19 protein-coding genes and 1 tRNA gene are annotated in these 23,560 nt (G+C 72.0%); 14 read left to right on the top strand and 6 right to left on the bottom strand.

What is annotated here, in order from left to right:
- Positions 1 to 34 precede the first annotated feature (34 nt).
- The 6 genes from ACFCLZ_RS20260 to ACFCLZ_RS20235 all read left to right on the top strand — a co-directional run bounded on the left by ACFCLZ_RS20260 (position 35) and on the right by ACFCLZ_RS20235 (position 9,301).
- A complete protein-coding gene (locus ACFCLZ_RS20260; protein ID WP_380277942.1) occupies positions 35 to 760 on the top strand; it encodes a TetR/AcrR family transcriptional regulator in 726 nt (241 codons plus the stop codon).
- 56 nt (positions 761 to 816) lie between these two features.
- Entirely contained in the window at positions 817 to 1,251 is a 435-nt protein-coding gene (locus tag ACFCLZ_RS20255) for a GNAT family N-acetyltransferase (protein WP_380277940.1), read from the top strand.
- A gap of 126 nt (positions 1,252 to 1,377) precedes the next feature.
- Positions 1,378 to 3,453: an FAD/NAD(P)-binding protein gene (locus ACFCLZ_RS20250; protein WP_380277938.1), complete on the top strand. Its 2,076-nt coding sequence runs from the start codon at positions 1,378 to 1,380 to the stop codon at positions 3,451 to 3,453.
- The gene (locus ACFCLZ_RS20245) at positions 3,450 to 4,865 is read left to right on the top strand and encodes a lyase family protein (RefSeq protein ID WP_380277936.1); all 1,416 of its coding nucleotides are present in this window, start codon (positions 3,450 to 3,452) and stop codon (positions 4,863 to 4,865) included. Before ACFCLZ_RS20250 ends, ACFCLZ_RS20245 begins: the two co-directional genes overlap by 4 nt.
- A gap of 242 nt (positions 4,866 to 5,107) precedes the next feature.
- Positions 5,108 to 9,109, top strand: coding sequence for an ATP-dependent RNA helicase HrpA (gene hrpA, locus ACFCLZ_RS20240; RefSeq protein WP_380277934.1), 4,002 nt, complete (start codon positions 5,108 to 5,110; stop codon positions 9,107 to 9,109).
- 118 nt (positions 9,110 to 9,227) lie between these two features.
- Positions 9,228 to 9,301: transfer RNA gene (locus tag ACFCLZ_RS20235), tRNA-Asp, on the top strand.
- 411 nt (positions 9,302 to 9,712) lie between these two features.
- On the opposite strand, the gene bldC is transcribed toward ACFCLZ_RS20235, so the two are convergent.
- Positions 9,713 to 9,919: a developmental transcriptional regulator BldC gene (gene bldC / locus ACFCLZ_RS20230; RefSeq protein ID WP_014137253.1), complete on the bottom strand. Its 207-nt coding sequence runs from the start codon at positions 9,917 to 9,919 to the stop codon at positions 9,713 to 9,715.
- Positions 9,920 to 10,469: 550 nt separating this feature from the next.
- On the bottom strand, positions 10,470 to 11,381 hold the full coding sequence (locus ACFCLZ_RS20225; protein WP_380277932.1) for a hypothetical protein: 912 nt from the start codon (positions 11,379 to 11,381) through the stop codon (positions 10,470 to 10,472).
- A gap of 248 nt (positions 11,382 to 11,629) precedes the next feature.
- On the opposite strand from ACFCLZ_RS20225, the gene ACFCLZ_RS20220 reads away from it, so the two are divergent.
- Positions 11,630 to 12,790, top strand: coding sequence for a Glu/Leu/Phe/Val dehydrogenase dimerization domain-containing protein (locus ACFCLZ_RS20220; RefSeq protein WP_380277930.1), 1,161 nt, complete (start codon positions 11,630 to 11,632; stop codon positions 12,788 to 12,790).
- Between the two features lie 394 nt (positions 12,791 to 13,184).
- Positions 13,185 to 13,442 (top strand): DUF3073 domain-containing protein, encoded by a 258-nt coding sequence (locus tag ACFCLZ_RS20215; protein ID WP_380277929.1) that lies wholly within the window; start codon positions 13,185 to 13,187, stop codon positions 13,440 to 13,442.
- Between the two features lie 148 nt (positions 13,443 to 13,590).
- Here the strand turns inward: ACFCLZ_RS20215 and purM are convergent, their stop codons facing one another.
- From purM to ACFCLZ_RS20200, 3 genes are all read right to left on the bottom strand, one after another.
- Positions 13,591 to 14,673 (bottom strand): phosphoribosylformylglycinamidine cyclo-ligase, encoded by a 1,083-nt coding sequence (purM, locus tag ACFCLZ_RS20210; protein ID WP_380277927.1) that lies wholly within the window; start codon positions 14,671 to 14,673, stop codon positions 13,591 to 13,593.
- 82 nt (positions 14,674 to 14,755) lie between these two features.
- Positions 14,756 to 16,339 (bottom strand): amidophosphoribosyltransferase, encoded by a 1,584-nt coding sequence (gene purF / locus ACFCLZ_RS20205; RefSeq protein ID WP_380277925.1) that lies wholly within the window; start codon positions 16,337 to 16,339, stop codon positions 14,756 to 14,758.
- Between the two features lie 231 nt (positions 16,340 to 16,570).
- The gene (locus tag ACFCLZ_RS20200) at positions 16,571 to 17,485 is read right to left on the bottom strand and encodes a diacylglycerol kinase (protein ID WP_380277923.1); all 915 of its coding nucleotides are present in this window, start codon (positions 17,483 to 17,485) and stop codon (positions 16,571 to 16,573) included.
- Positions 17,486 to 17,611: 126 nt separating this feature from the next.
- Here ACFCLZ_RS20200 and ACFCLZ_RS20195 point away from each other — a divergent pair, with 126 nt between their 5' ends.
- Both ACFCLZ_RS20195 and ACFCLZ_RS20190 read left to right on the top strand, forming a co-directional pair.
- Positions 17,612 to 18,895, top strand: a complete 1,284-nt coding sequence (locus ACFCLZ_RS20195; RefSeq protein ID WP_380277921.1) for an adenylosuccinate synthase — start codon at positions 17,612 to 17,614, stop codon at positions 18,893 to 18,895.
- Positions 18,896 to 19,023: 128 nt separating this feature from the next.
- Entirely contained in the window at positions 19,024 to 19,626 is a 603-nt protein-coding gene (locus tag ACFCLZ_RS20190; RefSeq protein WP_380277919.1) for a GNAT family N-acetyltransferase, read from the top strand.
- Positions 19,627 to 19,629: 3 nt separating this feature from the next.
- On the opposite strand, the gene ACFCLZ_RS20185 is transcribed toward ACFCLZ_RS20190, so the two are convergent.
- Complete coding sequence (locus ACFCLZ_RS20185) at positions 19,630 to 19,764, bottom strand: hypothetical protein (RefSeq protein WP_380277918.1); 135 nt, start codon at positions 19,762 to 19,764, stop codon at positions 19,630 to 19,632.
- 388 nt (positions 19,765 to 20,152) lie between these two features.
- Between ACFCLZ_RS20185 and ACFCLZ_RS20180 the strand changes: the two genes are divergently transcribed.
- The 4 genes from ACFCLZ_RS20180 to metG all read left to right on the top strand — a co-directional run bounded on the left by ACFCLZ_RS20180 (position 20,153) and on the right by metG (position 23,417).
- Positions 20,153 to 21,016: a helix-turn-helix domain-containing protein gene (locus tag ACFCLZ_RS20180; protein WP_380277916.1), complete on the top strand. Its 864-nt coding sequence runs from the start codon at positions 20,153 to 20,155 to the stop codon at positions 21,014 to 21,016.
- Positions 21,013 to 21,204, top strand: a complete 192-nt coding sequence (locus tag ACFCLZ_RS20175) for a DUF397 domain-containing protein (protein WP_380277914.1) — start codon at positions 21,013 to 21,015, stop codon at positions 21,202 to 21,204. The genes ACFCLZ_RS20180 and ACFCLZ_RS20175 overlap by 4 nt, the downstream gene beginning before the upstream one ends.
- Positions 21,205 to 21,249: 45 nt before the next feature.
- Entirely contained in the window at positions 21,250 to 21,441 is a 192-nt protein-coding gene (locus ACFCLZ_RS20170) for a DUF397 domain-containing protein (protein ID WP_380277912.1), read from the top strand.
- 245 nt (positions 21,442 to 21,686) lie between these two features.
- Positions 21,687 to 23,417, top strand: coding sequence for a methionine--tRNA ligase (gene metG, locus ACFCLZ_RS20165; protein ID WP_380277910.1), 1,731 nt, complete (start codon positions 21,687 to 21,689; stop codon positions 23,415 to 23,417).
- Positions 23,418 to 23,560 lie beyond the last annotated feature (143 nt).

The raw sequence follows: 23,560 nt of genomic DNA, 5'->3' as shown, positions 1-23,560 counted from the left end.
TACACGATGTAGTGCACCGCAAGGAGGGTTCCCCGTGACCGACCGGACCACCCCGCAGGCCGCGGCCGACCCGGCGACCCCGACCGACCCGCCGACCCCGGCCGACCCGCCGACCCCGGCCACCGGCCCGGGCGGCGACCGGCGCGGCATGCCGGAGAAGCGGGTGGCGATCACCCGCGCCGCGCGCACGGTGTTCGGCCGCGAGGGCTTCACCCGCACCAGCGTGGACGTCATCGCCGCCGAGGCCGGCGTCTCCAAGCGGACCATCTACAACCACTTCGCCGACAAGGAGCAGCTGTTCCAGTCGGTGGTCCTGGAGGGCGCCACCGCGGTGGCCGCCACCCAGGCCAGGATCGCCGACCGCCACCTGCGCAAGATCGTCGACCTGCGCACCGACCTCGTCGACTTCGGCCTGGAGCGGGTCGACTCGCTCACCACCTTCGCCGAGCACTGGGCGCTGGTGCGCACCATCGAGGCCGAGGCGCTGCACATCCGCCCGGCGCTCCTGGAGGCCTGGCAGGAGGCCGGCCCGCGGGAGACCCACCGGGTGCTGACGCACTGGATGGCCGACGTCGCCGAGCGCGGGCTGCTGGTGGTGCCGGACCCGGCGGAGGCCGCCCGGATGCTCAACCTGCTGACCTTCCTCGCCGTCGCCCAGCCCACCTTCTACGGCGCCCTCCCGATGCCGGGCGAGCGGATCGCCGACATCGTGGGCAACGGCGTCACGGCGTTCCTCGCGGTGTACGGCGCCGGGCAGTAGCCTCCCGGGGAGTGCCCGGACACCCGGGCGGCCACGACCCGCGGGGGGAACGGGACATGGAACTGACCGTCGTCGACATCGGACCGGACTCACCCGCGCTGCACCGGGACGTCGCCCCGCTGATCCGGGCGCTGCGCCCGACGCTCGGGGCGGACGGCTTCGCCGCCTTCGCCGCCGAGGCGCACGCCCAGGGGCTGGTCTTCACGGCCGCGTACGACGACCGCGGGCGCTGCCTGGCGGTGGCCACCCACCGGGTGCTGGCCACCAGCCGGGGGCGGCTGTCCTTCGTCGAGGACCTGGTGACCGCGCCGGCGGCCCGCTCGGCGGGGGTCGGCGGGCGGCTCTTCGCGGTGCTCCGGGAGCGCGCCCGGGCGGCCGGCTGCGTACGGATCGAGCTGGACTCGGGGACGGCCAACCACGGCGCGCACCGCTTCTACCACGCGCACCGGATGGCGGTCACCGCCCTGCACTTCGGCCTGGAGCTGAAGTAGCCGGCCGCTGATCCGTCAGGTCCGCGGGCCCTTTGAGGAGGAGCCGCACGAGCGGGTTGCCGGGATGCACGGGGTCAAGAGCTTTTCATCATCAGATCATCACAACTACGATAACCATCCGTGGGCATGATCGATCGTCATCTCCAGATCTGTGTCATCGGCGCAGGTCCGCGCGGCCTCTCGGTACTGGAACGGCTCTGCGCCAACGAACGAACCGGGCCCGCCGGGGCCTCCGTCACCGTGCACGTGGTGGACCCGGCGCCCCCCGGCGCGGGCCGGGTCTGGCGCACCGACCAGTCCCGCCACCTCCTGATGAACACGGTGGCCTCGCAGATCACCGTGTACACCGACGACAGCGTACGGATCGAGGGGCCGGTCGAACCCGGCCCCAGCCTGTACGAATGGGCCACGTCCCTTGCCCGCGAGGGCAGTTCTCCCGACCATCCGGCCCGCCACGACGACCAGACGCTGGCCGAGGCCGCCGACCTCGGCCCGAACACCTACCCGACCCGCGCCTTCTACGGGCAGTACCTGCGGGACGCCTTCCGGGCCGTGGTCGCCGCCGCCCCGCCCACCGTGACCGTCCGGGTGCACCGCTCCCGCGCGGTCGCGATGGCCGACGCGCACGGCTTCCCGGGCGGCCCGCAGGGCGTCCGGCTGGAGGACGGCACCCGACTGAACCGGCTGGACGCCATCGTCCTCGCCCAGGGCCACGTCCCCACCCGGCTCACCCCGCGCGAGGCGCGCACCGCCAGCCTGGCCCGGATCCACCACCTCGACTACGTCAGCCCGGCCAACCCCGCCGACGTCCACGTCACCACCAGACCCGGCCAGAGCGTCCTGCTGCGCGGCCTGGGCCTCAACTTCTTCGACCACATGGCGCTGTTCACGCTCGGCCGCGGCGGCCACTTCGCGCGGGTGGACGGCGCCCTGGTCTACCGCCCCTCCGGCACCGAGCCCAAGCTCTACGCCACCTCCCGGCGCGGCATCCCGTACCACGCGCGCGGCGAGAACGAGAAGGGCGCCTACGGGCGCCACCTGCCGCGACTGCTCACCACCGAGGTGGTCGCCGCGCTGCGCGAGCGCGTCCGCCGGGGCGAGCCGGTGCGCTTCGCCACCGACCTCTGGCCGCTGGTCTCCCGCGAGGTGGAGGCCGTCTACTACGGCGCGCTGCTCACCGCCAAGGCCCGCGGCGCCGAGCGCGCGGACTTCACCGACCGCTTCCTGACCGCCGGCGACCCGGCCGCGGTGCTCGACGCGTACGACCTCCCGCCGGCCGAGCGGTGGAGCTGGGACCGGCTCTCCCGCCCGTACGCCGGACGGGGGTTCACCGACCGCGCGGACTTCCGCGGCTGGCTGCTCGACCACCTGCGCCAGGACGTCGCCGACGCCCGGGCCGGCAACCTCAGCGGCCCGCTGAAGGCCGCCCTGGACGTGCTGCGCGACCTGCGCAACGAGATCCGGCTGGCGGTCGACCACGGCGGCATCGAGGGCGCCTCCTACCGGGACGACCTGGACGGCTGGTACACCCCGCTGAACGCGTTCCTGTCCATCGGCCCGCCGACCGAGCGGATCGAGCAGCTGATCGCCCTGATCGAGGCCGGGGTGCTGGAACTCCTCGGCCCCGGCACCGAGATCCGGATCGACCCGGTCGACCCGGCGTTCACCGCACACTCCAGCGCCGTCCCCGGCCCGCCGGTCCGGGCCTCGGTGCTGGTCGAGGCCCGGCTGCCCGAGCCCGACCTGCGCCGCACCGACGACCCGCTGCTGCGCCACCTGCTGGACACCGAGCAGTGCGCCGCCTACCGGATCCCCGGCGAGCACGGCGGCTACCAGACCGGCGGCCTCGCCGTCACCGAGCGGCCCTACCGGCTGCTGGACGCGCGCGGCCGGGCCCACCCGCGCCGCTTCGCGTACGGGATCCCCACCGAGTGGGTGCACTGGGTGACCGCGGCCGGGATCCGCCCCGGCGTCGACTCGGTGACGCTGGGCGACTCCGACGCCATCGCCCGCGCGGTGCTGGCGCTCTCCCCGGCTCCCGAGTGGCCCGCCGCACCCGTCCCGCCGCGCACCGGCGCCGACGGACCCGACCGCACCGACGGCACCGACGGCACCGACGCAGCCGCCGGGACGTTCACCCCGCGCGAGACCGACGAGACCGACGAGACCGACGAGACCGAACCGAGAGGCGTCGTCGTATGACCGACCAGCAGCAGGCCCCGGCCGGGGCGGACACCGACTCCGGGCTGCTCTCCCCGGTGCGGGCCGGCACCCCGGTCGAGGCGGCCGTGGCCGACCGCGCCTGGCTCCAGGCCATGCTGGACGCCGAGGCCGCGCTGGCCCGTGCCCAGGCCGGGCTCGGCACGGTGCCCCCCGCCGCGGCCGCCGCGATCACCCGGGCCGCCCGCGCCGAGCACTTCGACGCCCGCGCCCTCGCGCTGGCCTCCCGGGAGACCGCCAACCCGGTCGTCGGCCTGGTCCAGGCGCTGGCCCGGGTGGTGGCCGCCGAGGACCCGGCCGCCGCCGAGTACGTGCACCGCGGCTCGACCAGCCAGGACATCCTGGACACCGGCGCGATGCTGGTCGCCGCCCGGGCCCTGCGGCTGATCCGCGCCGACCTGGAACGCACCGCCCGCGCGCTCGCCGCCCTGGCCGCCGAGCACCGGGACACCGTGCTGGCCGGCCGCACCCTGGCCCTCCAGGCGGTGCCCACCACCTTCGGCCTCAAGGCGGCCGGCTGGCGGCAGCTGGTGCTGGACGCCGACCGCCGGCTCGCCGCCGTCCTGGCCGACGGGCTGCCGGTCGCCCTCGGCGGCGCCGCCGGCACCCTGGCCGGCTACCTGGAGTACGCCCGGCTGGACGGCCCGGATCCGGACGCCGACGCCGGCGGCTATCTGGACCGGCTGGTGGACGCCTTCGCGGCGGAGACCGGCCTGGCCCGCCCGGCGCTGCCCTGGCACGCGCTGCGCACCCCGATGGCCGACCTGGCCGCCGCGCTGGCCTTCACCGCCGGGGCGCTCGGCAAGATCGCGGTGGACGTGCAGTCGCTGACCCGCACCGAGGTCGGCGAGCTGGTCGAACCGGCCGTCGCCGGGCGCGGCGCCTCCTCGGCGATGCCGCACAAGCGCAACCCGGTGCTCTCCACCCTGCTGCGCAGCGCCGCGCTCCAGGTGCCGGTGCTCGCCGCCGGGCTGACCCAGTGCCTGGTCACCGAGGACGAGCGCTCCGGCGGCGCCTGGCACGCCGAGTGGCTGCTGCTGCGCGAGTGCCTGCGGCTGGCCGGCGGCGCCGCGCACACCTCGGTGGAGCTGGCCGAGGGCCTGCTGGTCCGCCCGGAGCGGATGCGGGCCAACCTGGAACTCACCGGCGGGCAGCTGGTCTCCGAGCGGATCGCCGCCCGGCTGGCGCCCAAGCTCGGCAAGGCGGTGGCCAAGCAGCTCCTCACCGACGTCTCGCTGACCGCCGAGCGGGAGGGCCGGACGCTGGCCGAGGTGCTCGGCGAACAGGCCGAGCTGGCCGGGCACTTCACCCCCGAGGAGCTCACCGCGCTGTGCGCCCCGGCCGGGTACACCGGCGCGGCCGGCGCCCTGGTGGACCGGGCGCTGCGGGCCTGAGAGCGGGATCCCGGGGCGCGCGGCCCCCGGGATCCCGGCCCGGCACCGCCCTCCCGACGGCCGTTCTCCACACGTGGCAGCGGGGTGGGCCGCCGCTCCCTCACGCACCGCGACGGCGCCGTTCCGGTCGGTGCCGACGTCGCCCCGGGCCGCCGTTGGCAGCGGACGGGCGTCCCCTGTGACACTGGAGACGCTCGAAAACCGAGGTGCGCTCCACCGCATCTCCTTGCGAACCTAGAGGGATGCCCGCCGTGAGTTCTCCCGCAGTCCCGTCCGCCGCCGAGTCCGCCCGGAGCGACGGGCCCGGCATCGGCGAGCTGGCCGCGCGCCTGCCCGAGCTGACCCTGCGCGACCAGGTGCGGATCGGCCGCCGGCTGGACGGCGCGCGCCGGGTCCGCAAGCCCGAGGCCCGCGCGAAGGTCGCCGCCGAGATCGCCGCCGACGTCGCCGCGGCCGAGCTGCTGGTCGAGCGCCGCCGCGCCGCCGTGCCCGCCATCGGCTACCCCGCCGAGCTGCCGGTCAGCCAGAAGAAGGACGAGATCCTCGAAGCCGTCCGCGACCACCAGGTGGTGATCGTGGCGGGCGAGACCGGCTCCGGCAAGACCACCCAGATCCCGAAGATCTGCCTGGAGCTGGGCCGCGGCGTGCGCGGCCTGGTCGGCCACACCCAGCCCCGCCGGATCGCCGCCCGCACGGTGGCCGAGCGGGTCGCCGAGGAACTGCGCAGCCCGCTCGGCGAGGCGGTCGGCTGGAAGGTCCGGTTCACCGACCAGGTCGGCCCGGACACCCTGATCAAGCTGATGACCGACGGCATCCTGCTCGCGGAGATCCAGACCGACCGCGAGCTGCGCCAGTACGACACCCTGATCATCGACGAGGCGCACGAGCGCAGCCTCAACATCGACTTCCTGCTCGGCTACCTCAAGCAGCTGCTGCCCCGCCGCCCCGACCTCAAGGTGATCATCACCTCGGCGACCATCGACCCGGAGCGGTTCTCCCGGCACTTCGAGGACGCCCCGATCGTCGAGGTCTCCGGCCGCACCTACCCGGTCGAGGTCCGCTACCGCCCGATCGTCGACGAGAACGACGAGGACGGCGACGCCGACGAGGCGGACCGCGACCGCGACCAGATCCAGGCGATCTGCGAGGCCGCCGAGGAGCTCCAGGCCGAGGGCCCGGGCGACATCCTGGTCTTCCTCTCCGGCGAGCGCGAGATCCGGGACACCGCCGACGCGCTCACCAAGCTGAAGCTCAGGAGCACCGAGGTCCTGCCGCTCTACGCCCGGCTGAGCTCCGCCGAGCAGCACAAGGTCTTCCAGCGCTCGAACTCCCGCCGGATCGTGCTGGCCACCAACGTCGCCGAGACCAGCCTCACCGTCCCCGGCATCAAGTACGTGATCGACCCCGGCACCGCCCGGATCTCCCGCTACAGCCACCGCACCAAGGTCCAGCGGCTGCCGATCGAGGCGATCAGCCAGGCCAGCGCCAACCAGCGCAAGGGCCGCTGCGGCCGCACCTCGGACGGCATCTGCGTCCGGCTCTACTCGGAGGAGGACTTCCTCTCCCGCCCCGAGTTCACCGACGCCGAGATCCTGCGCACCAACCTGGCCTCGGTCATCCTCCAGATGACCGCCGCCGGCCTCGGCGACATCGCCGCCTTCCCGTTCCTGGACCCGCCGGACTCCCGGAACATCAAGGACGGCGTCAGCCTCCTGCACGAGCTGGGCGCGCTGGACCCGGAGGAGAAGGACGTCCGCAAGCGGCTCACCCCGCTCGGCCGCAAGCTGGCCCAGCTCCCGGTGGACCCGCGGATGGCCCGGATGGTCCTGGAGGCGGACAAGAACGGCTGCGTGCGCGACGTCATGGTGATCGCCGCCGCGCTCTCCATCCAGGACCCGCGCGAGCGCCCCGCCGAGAAGCGCCAGGCCGCCGACGAGCGGCACCGCCGGTTCACCTCGGAGACCTCCGACTTCCTCTCCTTCCTGTCGATGTGGCGCTACGTGCGGGAGCAGCAGCGCGAGCTCTCCTCCTCCGCGTTCCGCCGGATGTGCAAGGCCGAGTTCCTCAACTACCTGCGGATACGGGAGTGGCAGGACATCTACTCCCAGCTGCGCACGGTCGCCAAGCAGCTCGGCGTCACCATCGAGGAGGCGCACGACGACGCCGAGCCGGACGCCGACCGGATCCACCAGTCGCTGCTGGCCGGCCTGCTCTCCCACCTCGGCCTGTACGACGTGGAGAAGCGCGAGTACGGCGGCGCGCGCGGCGCCCGGTTCGCGGTCTTCCCCGGCTCGGGCCTGTTCAAGAAGCCGCCGCGCTGGGTGATGTCCGCCGAACTGGTGGAGACCTCCCGGCTCTGGGCCCGGATCAACGCGAAGATCGAGCCCGAGTGGGTCGAGCCGCTGGCCGGCCACCTGGTGAAGCGCAGCTACAGCGAGCCGCACTGGGAGAAGAAGGCCGGGGCCGTCCTGGCGTACGAGAAGGTCACCCTCTACGGGGTGCCGGTGGTCGCCCAGCGGAAGGTCAACTACGGCCGGATCGACCAGGAGCTCTGCCGCGAGCTGTTCATCCGCAACGCCCTGGTCGAGGGCGACTGGGAGACCCACCACCGCTTCTTCGCCGAGAACCGCAAGCTGCTCAGCGAGGTCGAGGAGCTGGAGAACCGGGCCCGCCGCCGGGACATCCTGGTCGACGACCAGACCCTGTTCGAGTTCTACGACGGCCGGCTGCCCGACGACATCGTCTCGACCCGGCACTTCGACTCCTGGTGGAAGCAGGCCCGCCGGGACCAGCCCGACCTGCTCAACTTCGAGAAGTCGATGCTGATCAACGACGCCGCCGACGGCGTCACCGAGGCCGACTACCCCGACCACTGGCAGCAGGGCGCGCTCCGCTTCCAGCTCACCTACCAGTTCGAGCCGGGCAGCGACGCGGACGGCGTGACCGTGCACATCCCGCTGCCGGTGCTCAACCAGGTCACCGCGGAGGGCTTCGACTGGCAGATCCCGGGCCTGCGCGAGGAGCTGGTCACCGCCTGGATCAAGGCGCTGCCGAAGGCGGTGCGGCGCAACTTCGTGCCCGCCCCGGACTTCGCCCGTGCCGCGCTGCGCGGGCTGAGGGACCACCAGGAGCGCCAGGAGCCGCTGCTCCCGGCCCTGGAGCACGCCCTGAAGCGGCTGACGGCGGTCACCGTGCCTCCGGAGGCCTGGGACGAGGAACGGGTCCCGGAGCACCTCAAGGTGACCTTCCGGGTCGTGGACGGCCGCAAGAAGCTCGCCGAGTCCAAGGACCTGGAGGAGCTGCGGCAGCGGCTCAACCCGAAGCTGAAGGAGACGCTCTCCTCGGCCGCCTCCGGCCGGGGCATCGAGCGCTCCGGGCTGACCGCCTGGCCGGAGGACCTGCCGGTGCTCCAGCGCACCTTCGAGCAGCGCTCCCGCGGCCACGCGCTGCGCGCCTACCCGGCGCTGGTGGACGAGGGGGAGACGGTCGGCATCCGGCTGTTCGACACCCCGCAGGCGCAGGAGAGGGCGATGTGGGAGGGCACCCGGCGGCTGCTGATGCTCTCCACCACCTCGCCCGCCAAGTCGATCCAGGGCCGGCTGGGCAACCAGGCCAAGCTCGCGCTGTCCTACAACCCGCACGGCTCGATCCCGGCCCTGTTCGAGGACGTGGTGGCCTGCGCCGCGGACCGGCTGATGACGCTGGCCGGCGGTCCGGCCTGGGACGAGCCCGCCTTCGCCGCGCTGCGCGACAAGGTCCGGGCCGATCTGTACGACCTCTCGGCGGACACCACGCTGAAGACGGCCACCGCGCTGATCGCCTTCCACAAGGCGTCGACCCGGCTGAAGTCGGTGAGCAGCCCGGTGCTGCTGAGCGCGGTGAACGACATCCGGCTGCACCTGGCCTCGCTGGTGCACCCGGGCTTCGTCACCGCGACCGGCTGGCAGCGGCTGCCGGACCTCAAGCGCTACCTGCTGGCGGTGGACCGCCGGCTGGAGGCGCTGCCCAACCACCCGCAGCGGGACGCCCAGCAGCTGCTGAAGGTGCAGCAGGTCCAGCGGGCCTACGGGGAGCTGCTGGCGGCCGTGCCGGCCGGACGGCAGCCCTCCCCGGAGGTGCGGGCGGTCCGCTGGATGATCGAGGAGCTGCGGGTCAGCTTCTTCGCCCAGTCGCTGGGCACGCCGTCACCGGTCTCGGAGAAGCGGATCGCCAAGGCGATGGAGGCGGCCAGGGCCACGCTCTGAGCTGCGCCGGGGGCCCTCAGGAGCCGGTTCGACCTGGGGGCCCCACATGGGCTACGATCTGTCTTGTTCGCAGCGCGGCAGGAAACGGCAAGCGGAGCGGACGGATCAGGAACACTCTGGTCCCGTGGAGCAGTTGGTTAGCTCGCCACCCTGTCAAGGTGGAGGTCGCGGGTTCAAGTCCCGTCGGGATCGCCGTAGTCGAGAGGCCCGGAACCGTTTGGTTCCGGGCCTCTCGCGTTTGCCGGGTCGGCTCTTTTACCCGGACTAGGTCTAGACCACAAGTGACTATGCGTGTGATAGTCGTCACCCGCGTTTCCCGGGAACCGGCCGTTCGAGCGCCCTTCCCGGAAGGGCTTAATTTAATATGTAAAATTGTACTGCTATTCACAGCAAATCCCCCCCGCCCCTCCCCCCTCAAATCGTTATCCGGAGTTCAACATTCCGGGTGGATCGCACGAGTTCGACAAGCCTGTAGACGAACTCCTCGGGGCGGCCCGGGACAAGCTCCGGAACAAGGTCCGGGACAAACCAAAGGGGCTGCTTACCGGACCCGGCGGAGTCCGGTAAGCAGCCCCTTCGAAAGAGCCTTGAACGTTCGGCCTGTCAGGCCTCGGTTCGCTGGGCCGGAATACCGGCCAGCAGGGCGCGCACCTCCGCCTCACGGTAACGGCGGTGGCCGCCCAGCGTGCGGATCGACGTGAGCTTGCCGGCCTTAGCCCAGCGGGTCACGGTCTTGGGATCCACACGGAACATGGTGGCGACCTCTGCCGGAGTCAGCAGGGGCTCGGCATCGGGGGTACGAGCGGTCATGAGCGGCCTCCTCGGGAGAACCGAACCAGGGCGGTTCTATCCTTCAAATTCTGCACCTTGGCCCGCGATGCCCGAAATGGCATAGACGGGCCGAGTCGGTTATAGGACGAACGGCTTGTCCTGGTGTCTACAACTACACCATCCGTCCAGCCCTATCGACCAAACCGCCAAAATTGACCCCTCACGGGTTCAAGCCCGACGGATGGCGATGGACCACCCCATAACGGGCGGTCACCCTATAGTGACATTAGGTTACGAGGGGACCAGACCCGCCGTTTTCCCGCAAAGCACGCATCGACTCCAGAACCACCCAAAAGTGGGCACGCTCACGTGAAGTTGGGCTGGTTGTCCCATTTTTGCACATAGGGGTGAGTTCGCGTCAACAGTGAGTAGTGTCACGTTCGACAGCTATTGACCCGAACCGGGACCTTGGTCATATGGCTCGGGCCATACGACTCTTACAGTCTTACAAGTACCACCGACACCTGCCCGGGCCAGCGGTGACGCCTCCTCAGCCCGGTCCGCGGCCGCCGCACCCGGCCCGCCCGGCTCAGTTCGCGTGGCGCAGTGCCAGCACCCGCCGCCAGCGCACCAACAGCGCCTCGTACGCGCGCACCGCCTCCGCCTTGTCCCCCGCCCGCATCGCGCGCAGCCCGTCCTCCAGCTCCCCGGCCGAATGGTCCGCCGACAGCCGCTCCGGCCCCAGCAGATGCACCAGCCCCCCGTAGTCCAGCTCCACCAGCGACCGCGGATGGAACTCCTCCAGCCACCGCCCGACCTGCTCCGCCCCCCGCACCAGCTCCCCTTCCGGCACCGCCTCGCGCAACGCCCGGTACGCCCGGGCCACCCGGCGGCGCGCCTGCGCCATCGGCGTCAGATAGAACAACGACGCCCGGTCCCCCCGGACCCCTTCCCCCCCTTTCTCCCCCGCCCCTGCGGGAACGAAGCATCGATCCTCGTCCCCGAACGGAAGGAACCACCGGACCGGCACCTCCCACCGGCTGGTGAGGATCCACGGCCGGGCGTCCGGGTGCTCCACCCGCCAGCGCTCCCGGTCCGCCTCCGCCTCCGCCCGGGTGGCCGGCGGCAGCGCGGTGTCCACCAGCGCCACCGGCGCCCCGGCCCGCAGCTCCTCCAGCGCCTGCCAGTTGCGCAGCCTGGTCGCCCACGGGCAGATGTACAGCACCCCGTCCACGAGCCGGACGAAGGCCCGCTCGCTCTCCCGCTCCGGCAGCGCCCGAGGGGTGCGGCCGACCAGCTCGGCCAGCGCCGTGCGCTGCTCCGCCAGCGCCGCCGCGGCCACCGAGCGGCCCGCCTCCGGCGCGTCCGGGCCGTGCTCCGCCGCGTAGGCCTGCCAGTGCGCCCGCTCGGGCTCCGGGTAGGCGGCCAGCGGCTCGTAGACCCGCAGGTGCGCGGCGTAGGGCGGCAGCACGGAGGTACGCACGACGGTCACGTCCTGCATCGTCGCACGCACCCCCCGTCGCCCGGGAGTGTCCTGCGGCCGCCACCCGGTGGGCACCGGGCCGCGGCCCCGTTCGCGGACGCACCCCCGGGACACGAACGGGCTGCTGGCACCCACCCCCGTCTCAGCCCTCGGACATGCGGCCCGAGCTTCGCCAAGGGGGCGGACCGGCGCGGTGCTCGGAGCTACGCTTCGCCCTAGGCGCCCGCACCACAGCAAGCGGGCCTCGAATTACTGGAGTCACCACAGTGACCGACGTACAGACCGCCGCCCCCACGCACTCCGCACCCGGCGTGCTCGGCAGGATCTTCGGCAACCCCCAGGACGGCGCCACCGGCGACGGCCACGAGCAGGTCGTCCTCTGCCACGACCGCTCCTCCGGGCTGAAGGCGATCATCGCCATCCACTCCACCGCGCTGGGCCCGGCCCTCGGCGGCACCCGCTTCTTCCCGTACGCCTCCGAGGAGGCGGCGCTGGAGGACGCGCTCAACCTCTCCCGCGGCATGTCCTACAAGAACGCGCTGGCCGGCCTCGACCTCGGCGGCGGCAAGGCCGTCATCATCGGCGACCCGAACAAGGACAAGAACGAGGCGATGCTGCGGGCCTACGGCCGCTTCGTCGAGTCGCTGCGCGGCCGCTACATCACCGCCTGCGACGTGGGCACCTACGTCCAGGACATGGACGTCATCGCGCGCGAGAGCGAGTTCGTCACCGGCCGCTCGCCCGAGCACGGCGGCGCCGGCGACTCGTCCATCCTGACGGCCTTCGGCGTCTTCCAGGGCATGCGCGCCTCCGCCCAGGCCCGTTGGGGCCAGCCCACCCTGCGCGGCAAGCGGGTCGGCGTGGCCGGCGTCGGCAAGGTCGGCCACTACCTGGTCGGCCACCTGGTCGCGGACGGCGCCACCGTCGTCGTCACCGACGTCTCCGAGGCCGCCGTCAACCGCGTGCGGGCCGCCCACCCGGAGGTGGAGGTGGTCGCCGACACCGCCGCGCTGCTCCGGGCCGAGCTGGACGTCTACGCCCCATGCGCGCTCGGCGGTGCGCTCACCGACGACACGGTGGCCGCGCTGGGCGAGTCCGGCACCACCGTCGTCTGCGGCGCCGCCAACAACCAGCTGGCCCACCCGGGCGTCGAGAAGGACCTCGCCGACCGCGGTCTGCTCTACGCCCCGGACTACCTGGTGAACTCCGGCGGCGTCATCCAGGTCGCCGACGAGATCGACGGCTTCAACTTCGAGCGCGCCAAGAACAAGGCGACGAAGATCTTCGACACCACCCTGGAGATCTTCACCCGGGCCGCCTCCGACGGCGTGCCGCCGGCCGTCGCCGCCGACCGCCTCGCGGAGAAGCGGATGCGTGAGATCAGCGCGCTGCGCTCGGTCCTGCTGCCGGGCGCCCGCCGGGGCTGATCCCGGTCCGGCCGGGCCGGGTCCGACCGATGATGCGCGGGGGGCGTCCAACATCCGCCCCCCGCGCATCACAATGTGGAACCGGATTCTCACTTCTGCACCCGATCGGGTGATCCAACGTCCCCCTTGGGGGGATAATCGATGAGGAAACAACGGACCTGAGACACCTCCGGACAGCGTGCAGAAAGCCGCAAAACCTCCCCTGACCTGGGACGACCTGGTCGCGGGTGCGGCCGGTGCGCGCCACGTCACACTGACGACGTACCGTCCAGCGGCAGAAACAGGTACCGTTGATGCTCCAAGGGACGGTTCTCCCCATTCGGGCAGGCCGCTCCTGATCATGAACACGTGTCAGACTCGGGGCCGTGAGCCCCATCGTTGAGGGGGTCGACCCATGGGGCGCGGCCGGGCCAAGGCCAAGCAGACGAAGGTCGCCCGCGAGCTGAAGTACAACAGCGGCGGGTTCGACGCCAATCGTCTCTCCAGCGAGCTGGGCGTATCGCCCTCCACCTCCCCGATCGAGCCGGAGCCGATCGAAGAGGAAGAGGACGACGACCCGTACGCGGAGTACGCGGCTCGTTACGCCGATGACGGCGAGGACGACGACACCGAGTCGGGTACCGGGCCCTCCCAGGCCCGCCGTCGCGCGTAGTCTCTCCAGTCTGACCTGACCGGCCTCGGTGCCCAGTGCACCAGGCCGGTCTTCGGCGTTCCCGCACCCGTCGGCCCGCCGCCGGGCAGGACGCGCAAGGCCCCTCCGGCAGTGCCGGAGGGGCCTTGCGCGCGCATCGGACGGGCGCTCAGCCCGTGAAGCCCTCGTAGGCGTTGTAGAGGGCCGCGCCGCCCTCGTGCTCACCGGTGCGGTCGACGATGTCGCCCAGCACCCAGGACTCCACGCCGCGGTCCTCCAGGACCGCCAGCACGGCGTCCACCGAGTGCGGCGGGACGACCGCGACCATGCCGACGCCCATGTTGAGCGTCTTCTCGATCTCCAGGGTGGCCACCTTGCCGACCTCGGCGACGGTCCGGAAGACCGGCAGCGGGGTCCAGGTGCCGCGGTCCAGGCGGGCGTGCAGGCCGTTCGGGATCACCCGGGCCAGGTTGGCCGCCAGGCCGCCTCCGGTGACGTGCGAGAAGGCGTGCACCTCGGTGGCCCGGATCAGCGCCAGGCAGTCCAGCGAGTAGATCCGGGTCGGCTCCAACAGCTCCTCGCCGAGGGTGCGGCCGAACTCCTCGACCTTGCGGTCCAGCTTCCAGCCGGCCTGGTTCAGCAGCACGTGCCGGACCAGCGAGTAGCCGTTGGAGTGCAGGCCGGAGGCGGCCATCGCGATCACCACGTCACCGGCCCGGACGCGCTCGGCGCCCAGCAGCGCGTCCGCCTCGACCACGCCGGTGCCGGCGCCCGCGACGTCGTACTCGTCCGGCCCGAGCAGGCCCGGGTGCTCGGCGGTCTCGCCGCCGACCAGGGCGCAGCCGGCCAGCGCGCAGCCCTCGGCGATGCCCTTGACGATCGCGGCGACCCGCTCCGGGACGACCTTGCCGACGCAGATGTAGTCGGTCATGAACAGCGGCTCGGCGCCGCACACCACGATGTCGTCGACGACCATGCCGACCAGGTCGTGGCCGATGGTGTCGTGCTTGTCCATGGCGGCCGCGATGGCCACCTTGGTCCCCACGCCGTCGGTGGCCGAGGCCAGCAGCGGCCGCTCGTAGTTCTTGAAGGCGGAGACGTCGAAGAGGCCGGCGAAGCCGCCGAGACCGCCGACCACCTCGGGGCGGTTGGCCTTCTTCACCCACTGCTTCATGAGCTCGACGGCGCGGTCGCCCGCCTCGATGTCGACGCCGGCGGCCGCGTAGGTGGCGCCGTTCTGGTCGGTAGTCACTGCTGTGCGGCCCTTTCGGGTCTGTGGTGGGGGGTGGAACGGCGGTGGGGCCCCGGGTGCGGGACCCCACCGGGGTACGTCGTTACGGGCGGCGCAGCGCGTCGGCCGCGCCCGCCCCGCCGAGCAGCGACTGGACGCCGTCCAGGTCGCTGCCGCTGGTGGGCTTGCCGCGGACCGCGGGGGGCTGCTGGCCGCCCTTGATCTCGGCCTCCAGCAGGAGCTTGCCGAGCAGCGCGGGGTCCGGCAGCTCCATCGGGTACTCACCGTCGAAGCAGGCCCGGCAGAGCCGGTCCTTCGGCTGCTTGGTGGCCTCGATCATGCCGTCGATCGAGATGTAGGAGAGCGAGTCCGCACCGAGCGTGCGGCCGATCTCCTCGATGGTCATGCCGTTGGCGATCAGCTCCGCGCGGGTGGCGAAGTCGATGCCGAAGAAGCACGGCCACTTCACCGGCGGCGAGGAGATCCGGATGTGGACCTCGGCGGCGCCGGCCTCGCGGAGCATCTTCACCAGGGCGCGCTGGGTGTTGCCGCGGACGATCGAGTCGTCGACCACGACCAGGCGCTTGCCCCGGATGACCTCGCGCAGCGGGTTGAGCTTGAGCCGGATGCCGAGCTGGCGGATGGTCTGGCTGGGCTGGATGAAGGTGCGGCCCACGTAGGCGTTCTTCACCAGGCCGGAGCCGTACGGGATCCCGCTGGCCTCGGCGTAGCCGATGGCGGCCGGGGTGCCGGACTCGGGCGTCGCTATCACCAGGTCGGCCTCGGCCGGGGCCTCCTTCGCCAGCCGGCGGCCCATCTCCACGCGGGAGAGGTGGACGTTGCGGCCGGCGATGGTGGTGTCCGGGCGGGCCAGGTAGACGTACTCGAAGACGCAGCCCTTGGGCCTGGCCTCGGCGAACCGCGAGGTGCGCATGCCGTTCTCGTCGATGGCGATCAGCTCGCCGGGCTCGACCTCGCGGATGAAGGAGGCGCCGCAGATGTCCAGCGCCGCCGTCTCGGAGGCGACCACCCAGCCGCGCTCCAGCCGGCCCAGCACCAGCGGGCGGATGCCCTGCGGGTCGCGGGCGGCGTAGAGCGTGTTCTCGTCCATGAAGACGAGTGAGAAGGCGCCCTTGACCTTGGGCAGGACGAGCTTGGCCGTCTCCTCGATGGAGAGGTCCGGGTGGCCGGCGAGCAGCGCCGTCACCAGGTCGGTGTCATTGGTCGCGGCCGTCCGCCCGGAGCGGGAGACGTGCTCCTCGCCGGGGAGTTCGGCGACCATGGCCGCCAGTTCGGCGGTGTTCACCAGGTTTCCGTTGTGACCGAGGGCCAGCGAGCCGTGCACGGTCGCCCGGAAGGTCGGCTGGGCGTTCTCCCAGACCGAGGAACCGGTGGTCGAGTAGCGGGCGTGTCCGACGGCGATATGCCCGTGCAACGACCCCAGCGAGGCCTCGTCGAAGACCTGGGAGACGAGTCCCATGTCCTTGAAGACGAGAATCTGGGAGCCGTTGCTCACTGCGATGCCCGCGGATTCCTGACCGCGGTGCTGCAGGGCGTAAAGGCCGAAGAACGTGAGCTTGGCGACCTCCTCGCCGGGAGCCCAGACACCGAAGACGCCGCAAGCGTCCTGGGGGCCTTTCTCACCGGGAAGAAGATCGTGGTTGAGTCTTCCGTCACCACGTGGCACGCCTTCGAGTCTAGGCCAGCCGATCCGGCCCTCGGGCACCCGGGCGGCCGGAGGTGACCGGACGTGGGCCGGTAACGCGCGTAGACAAAACCCCTTACCCGAGGCGGATTTCGGCTTCCCGGAACCACCGGCGAACCCGCCGGGCCTTACGGCTCGCGCCCGTTGGCGCGCTCCGGGCGCGCACGGCGCTTCGCCCGGCGTTCGTCCGCCGTTCGTCCAACGTGAGCCTGCTCACCCGGGGACGCCGCCGGCGCGGGGCGGCCCGGCGGCGGGCAGCAGCAGGCCCCAGCACCCCGGGTGGACGGTCCAGGTGCGGGCCCGGACCGGGCCGACCGGGTGGCCGTCCGCCTCGTACCCGAAGCCGCGGCCGGCCACCGAGACGCTGGCCGCCCGGGCCCGGAGCAGGGCGCCGGGGGCGCGGACCACGATCTCCATCACGCCCTCGCCGGCCGCGTCGCCGGAGGGCAGGGTCACCTGGACCACCCGGACCGGCCGGTGCACATCGGCGAGCAGCCGGCCGTCCGCCTCGACCCGCAGCCGCGAGCTCTGCCCCTCCAGGCCCGGCTCCCCCCGGGCGGGCCGGACCGGACCGGTGCGCTCCGGGGTGAGTACGGTCCCCTGCTCGGCCGCAGCCAGTTTCGCCCATAGCGAACGCCAACCACCTGGACGGCCGACCGGCCGCCGCACCCCGCTCCCCGAGATCCGCACCCCGCCGAGCGCCACCCCGCCGCCGTCGTCCACCAGCAGGTCGAGCTTGCGCGCCGCCCCCGCCAGCACCGCCCGCGCGGCCGCCACCGGGGCCGCCGGCACACCCAGCCCGCGGGCCGCCGCCACCTCCTCCGGACGGCCGACCGGCACCAGGCCCACCGGGTCAGTCCCCAGCTCACGTTGGCGGTACAGAGCCTGGAGCACCCGCTGGAGCGCGAGATCGGAACCGATCACCACCGGTCGCCTCCGACCTCGGTGCGAAAGCACCCGGTCCAGCTCGGAAGGCGTCTGCGGATAGGCCACCTTGACGTCCGTCCCACCGGCGAGAACGTCCTTCGCGATCCGCACCGACTCGCCGTCCGACTGCCGGGCCGCCGGGTCGAGGAGCAGGAGAAGCGGCTCCGGGCCGCCGGTTGCAGGCGTGGACAGGGACGACACAACCGGTCCTTCCTCAGGTAATCTCTCGGTGCAAGAGCCCCTTGCGCTATTGCGCCAGGGGCTTCGTCTATCTCGGGGCAGACTGCGGCCTACGCAGGATGCCCCAACCGGAAGGGGTGTACGCCTGTGCCGGCACTCGTGCTCGTTGGCGCTCAGTGGGGAGACGAGGGCAAGGGGAAGGCGACCGACCTCCTCGGCGGCTCCGTCGACTACGTCGTCCGCTACCAGGGCGGCAACAACGCCGGTCACACGGTGGTCATCGGCGACCAGAAGTACGCGCTGCACCTGCTGCCTTCCGGCATCCTCAGCCCGAATGTGACGCCGGTGATCGGCAACGGCGTCGTCATCGACCCGGGCGTGCTGCTCTCCGAGCTCAAGGGCCTGAACGAGCGCGGCATCGACACCTCCAAGCTCCTGGTCTCGGGCAACGCCCACCTGATCACGCCGTACCACCGCACCCTGGACAAGGTCACCGAGCGCTTCCTCGGCAAGCGCCGGATCGGCACCACCGGCCGCGGCATCGGCCCGACCTACGCGGACAAGATCAACCGCGTCGGCATCCGGGTCCAGGACCTCTTCGACGAGTCGATCCTGCGCCAGAAGATCGAGGCGGCGCTGCACGACAAGAACCAGCTGCTGGTCAAGCTGTACAACCGCCGTGCCATCCCCGCCGACCTGGTGCTGGAGGAGTACCTGGGCTACGCGGACAAGATCAAGCCGTTCCTGGCCGACACCACCCTGGTGCTGGACGAGGCGCTGAAGGCCGGCAAGGTCGTCCTGCTGGAGGGCGGCCAGGGCACCCTGCTCGACGTCGACCACGGCACCTACCCGTTCGTCACCTCCAGCAACCCGACCTCGGGCGGCGCCTGCACCGGCTCCGGCATCGGCCCCACCAAGATCGACCGTGTCATCGGCATCCTGAAGGCCTACACCACCCGCGTCGGCTCCGGCCCGTTCCCGACCGAGCTGCTCGACGAGGACGGCGAGGCGCTGCGCCGCATCGGCGGCGAGCGCGGCGTCACCACCGGCCGCGACCGCCGCTGCGGCTGGTTCGACGCGGTGATCGCGCGCTACGCGACCCGGGTCAACGGCCTCACCGACTTCTTCCTCACCAAGCTCGACGTGCTCACCGGCTGGGAGCAGATCCCGGTCTGCGTGGCGTACGAGATCGACGGGCAGCGGGTCGAGGAGCTGCCGTACAACCAGTCCGACTTCCACCACGCCAAGCCGGTCTACGAGATGCTGCCGGGCTGGAGCGAGGACATCAGCAAGGCGAAGACCTTCGCCGATCTGCCGAAGAACGCCCAGGCGTACGTGAAGGCGCTGGAGGAGATGTCGGGCGCCCCGATCTCCGCCATCGGCGTCGGCCCGGGCCGGGACGAGACGATCCAGATCAACTCGTTCCTGTAGGCCGGCCGGCCCCCGCCGAACCGAAGGCCCCGCGGGTTCGCCCGCGGGGCCTTCGTCCGCCCTCCGACCATTGCACTAGCGCAAAAGTCCATTGCCTCTAGTGCATTCACGGACTACCGTCTCCGATCATGACCGCGAAGCCGCCCGTCCCCGTCACCCTCACCGGCCGCCACATCCGCCTGGAGCCGCTGGAGCGCCGCCACCTGTCCGACCTGTGGGCCACCGTCGGCCCCGACCCCGAGGTGTGGCGGTGGATCCCGTTCGCCGCGCCGGCGTCGGAGGAGGAACTGGGGGCGATCCTCGACTTCCGGCTCGCCGAGACGGCGGCCGGGAGGGCCGTGAAGTTCGCCGTGATCGACCTCGCGTCCGGCCGGGCCGTCGGCATCACCGGGTTCTACGCGTTCGACGCGCAGGACGAGCTCGTCGAGATCGGCGGCACCTGGTACGCCCGGTCGGTGTGGCGCAGTGCCGTCAACACGGAGGCGAAGCTGCTGCTGCTCGTCCACGCGTTCGAGGAGTTGGGCATGGGTCGGGTGTTCTGGAAGACCGACGCGCTCAACGAGCGCTCGCGCAACGCGATCCTGCGGCTGGGCGCGCAGTACGAGGGCGTCCACCGCCGGGAGAAGCGGCGGGCCAACGGCGTCTGGCGGGACACGGCGTACTTCTCGATGCTGCGCGACGAGTGGCCGGCCGCGCGCGCCCGCCTGGAGCGGCGGCTGGCCGCCGGCTGAGCGCTACTTTTCGTTGCGCGGCGCCAAGTCCCGTTTGCCCGTGCGCCGTTCCCGCGGTTGACGGGTCGCGATGATCTGCGCCACCACTCCGACGAAGACCACCGACACCAGCAGGCCCGTCAGCAACACCACGGCCATCAGCGATCGACCGCCGCCACGGCCCGGACCGCCTTGCCGCACACCCCGATGAGTTCCACACCCCAGTCATCGGCCAAAGCGGCGACGAGGTCAAGCCCCCGCCCGCATGTTCGAGCCGTCGCCGGCGGGAGGGGGCCGGGCCGCGGCCCTCCGACCGGATCGCTGCCGAGCGGACGCAGGAGGGCAAGCACCATCGACTGTCTCCAGTCCAGTTGAGGGGTGAAGTCGGCTACCCGCAGCAGGCCGGCCCTGCAGCGACGACGCTAGGGTTCCAGGGGCAACAGTTGCTACTACTCCTGGTGCACTTCACCCCATCGGGCTACTCGGTGGACCCGGTGTCCACGGGGCGGCAAACTGCACCGAAGGCACCGACCGAGGAGAGACGCGCATGCCACCACGCCTGTCGCCCAGCGTGCGCCAGCAACGACTCGGCTCGGAACTGCGCAGGCTGCGCGAGCACGCGGGCATGACCCCCAAGGCCATGGCGGCCGCACTGGGCACGGACGTCCCCAAGATCTCCCAGATGGAGAACGGGAAGTCGGGCGTCAGCGCCGACCGCCTCCGGTCCTGGGCCTCGGCCTGCCGGTGCGCGAACCTCCCGCTCATCGAAGCCCTGACCCTGATGACCCAGGACCGCGGCAAGCACTGGTGGCACCACTTCCGCGGCCGGGTTCCCAGCGGGATGCTCGACATCGCCGAACTCGAACACCACGCGGAGTCGCTGCTCGTCCTGAACACGACCTCGATCCCGGGCCTGCTCCAGACCAGTCGGTACGCCGCCGCGATGTTCGCCCGGCTGCGCCCGCCGCTGCCGCGCCACGACGCCGACGTACGCGCCGCCTTCCGCACGGAACGTCAGCAAGTCCTGTCCGCCGGAAGGCCGTTCACCGCGTTCATACACGAGGCGGCGCTCCGGATGCAGTTCGGTGGTCCCACCGTCCTCCGGGAACAGCTCGCGAGCCTGCTCGACGATGCCGAGCGCCCCGGGGTCACCGTCCGCGCGATCCCCTTCAGCGTCGACACCTATCCGGGCTCGGGCGAGGACCTCTTCCTCGCCCACGGACCGGTCCCCGAACTCGACACCGTGCAGATCGACCTGACCCAGGGCCCGCAGTTCATCGACTCGGAAGCGGACCTGGCGTCCTACCGCGCCATCGTCGCCGAATCCGACTCCCTCGCCCTGAGCCCCGAGGAGTCCCGCGGCTTCATCCGGCGCATCATGACGGACCTGAAAGGCAGGCCACCCCGATGACCGACTGGCAGAAGTCCTCCATAAGCGGCAACAGCAACCAGTGCGTCGAGGTCCGTACCGCCGGCGGCCGCATCGAGATCCGCGAGTCCGACGCCCCCGACGCGGTCATCACCACCACCCCCGAGACGTTCGCGCTCTGCCTCGCAGGCGTCAAGCGCGGCGAGTTCGACCGCTTCACCCACGCCTGACCGCACCGACCCCGAACCCCGAACCTCGAAGGAGCCGACCCCTCCATGGACAGCTGGCAGAAGGCCGCCCCCGGCGGCGAGGGCGACGACGCCCTCGAGATCCGCACCGTCAACGGCATGGTCGAGATCCGCGACCCCAGGAACGACGCCGTCATCGTCCGCACCACCCCCCGCAAGTGGGCCGCCTTCGTGCTCGGTGTGAAGGCCGGCGAGTTCGACCACTTCGTCGCCCCGTAGCCGACCCCCCTGCGCCGCCCGCCCGCTCCCCGCCGGGGGCGGCGGGAGCGGCGAAGGGGCCGGGGAAATGGGCGCGAGGGGGAGGGTGGGCTTCGATAGGATTGGGAGGCCCACAGTGGAACGTCGCTCTGGCCGGCAGCCCGGGAGGCGGCGCCTGTACCCGGCCCCCCTCGCCGCCCAGACCCTGCGCCCGTCACGGCACTCCGGGACAGGGGTGCGTGCGGGAGAAATCGGAGCATCCGAGGATGGCTCGGCACCTGATCACCAGCGCCCTCCCCTATATCAACGGGATCAAGCACCTGGGCAACATGGTCGGGTCCATGCTGCCGGCGGACGTCTACTCGCGGTACCTGCGCCGGCGCGGGCACGAGGTGCTGTACATCTGCGCGACCGACGAGCACGGGACGCCGGCCGAGCTGGCCGCGCAGGAGGCCGGGCTGCCGGTCGCGGAGTTCTGCGCCCGGGCGCACGAGCAGCAGAAGGCCGTGTACGACGGCTTCCGGCTGTCGTTCGACTACTTCGGCCGCAGCTCCTCGCCGCAGAACCGGGAGATCACCCAGGAGATCGCCCGCGAGCTGCACGCCAACGGGTTCATCGAGGAGCGGGCGATCCGCCAGGTGTACTCGAACACCGACGGCCGCTTCCTGCCGGACCGGTACATCGTCGGCACCTGCCCGCACTGCGGCTACGACAAGGCGCGCGGCGACCAGTGCGAGAACTGCACCCGGGTGCTGGACCCGACGGACCTGCTGGAGCCGCGCTCGGCAATCAGCGGCAGCGCGGACCTGGAGGTGCGGGAGACCACGCACCTGTTCCTGCTCCAGTCCAAGCTGACCGGACAGGTCGAGGACTGGGTCGCCGCGCACGCCGACGAGTGGCCGGTGCTGGCCTCCTCGATCGCCCGCAAGTGGCTGACCGAAGGCCTCCAGGACCGCGCGATCACCCGTGACCTGGAGTGGGGCGTGCCGGTGCCGGCCGACGTCTGGCCGGAGCTGGCGGCCACCGGCAAGGTCTTCTACGTCTGGTTCGACGCGCCGATCGAGTACATCGGGGCGACCAAGGAGTGGGCGGACGCGGCGCCGGCCGGCGAGCTGCGGGACTGGAAGTCCTGGTGGTACGAGGCGGACGAGACCGTCCGCTACACCGAGTTCATGGCCAAGGACAACGTCCCGTTCCACACGGTGATGTTCCCGGCGACCATCCTCGGCTCGCGCAAGCCGTGGAAGAAGGTCGACTACGTCAAGGCCTTCAACTGGCTGACGTACTACGGCGGGAAGTTCTCCACCAGCCAGAAGCGCGGCATCTTCACCGACGTCGCCCTGGAGCTGCTGCCGGCCGACTACTGGCGCTACTTCCTGATGGCGCACGCCCCCGAGTCCGACGACTCCAGCTTCACCTGGGACCTCTTCGCCTCGGTGGTCAACAAGGACCTGGCCGACACCCTCGGCAACTTCGTCAACCGGGTGCTGTCGTTCAGCCGCAAGCGGTTCGGCGACGACGTGCCGGCCGGGCACCCGGCGGGCGAGGCCGAGGAGCGGCTGGGCGCGCAGATCGCCGAACTGCTGGCCGACTACGAGGCCCAGCTGGAGGCGCTCAACTTCCGCAAGGCGGCGCAGAGCCTGCGCACCCTGTGGAGCGCGGGCAACGCCTACCTGGACGAGAAGGCGCCCTGGCTGCAGGTGAAGACCGACCCGCAGGCGGCGGCGCTGACGCTGCGCACCGCGATGAACCTCATCCACCTGTACGCGGTGGTCTCCGAGCCGTTCATCCCGGCGGCGGCGCAGGCGATGCGCGAGGCCTTCGCGCTGCCGGCCGACGCCCCGGCGCGCACCGCCTCCTGGGTGGACGCGGACGCGGCGCGGGCGCTGGACGCGGTGCCGGCCGGGACGCCGTTCACGGTGCCGCCGGTGCTGTTCGCGAAGATCACGGACGAGGACCTGGCCGCCTGGAGCGAGCGCTTCGGCGGCGGCGAGTAGGCAGGTGGGCGGGTAGCAGCCGGTGGGCGGCCGCCCTCCCCTCGCGGGGGAGGCGGCCGTCCATCGGTTTTTCACCCGATCGTGGAATCGCCCGGCCCACGGCGGATCGGCAAGACTGGCCGTCCCCGACCGACACCCGAGGG

This window comes from Kitasatospora purpeofusca (assembly GCF_042691725.1).
In the GTDB taxonomy this organism is placed as follows: Bacteria; Actinomycetota; Actinomycetes; order Streptomycetales; family Streptomycetaceae; genus Kitasatospora; species Kitasatospora purpeofusca_B.
Note: the sequence above shows the minus strand (reverse complement) of the source record. Positions and strands in the feature narration are given on the sequence as shown.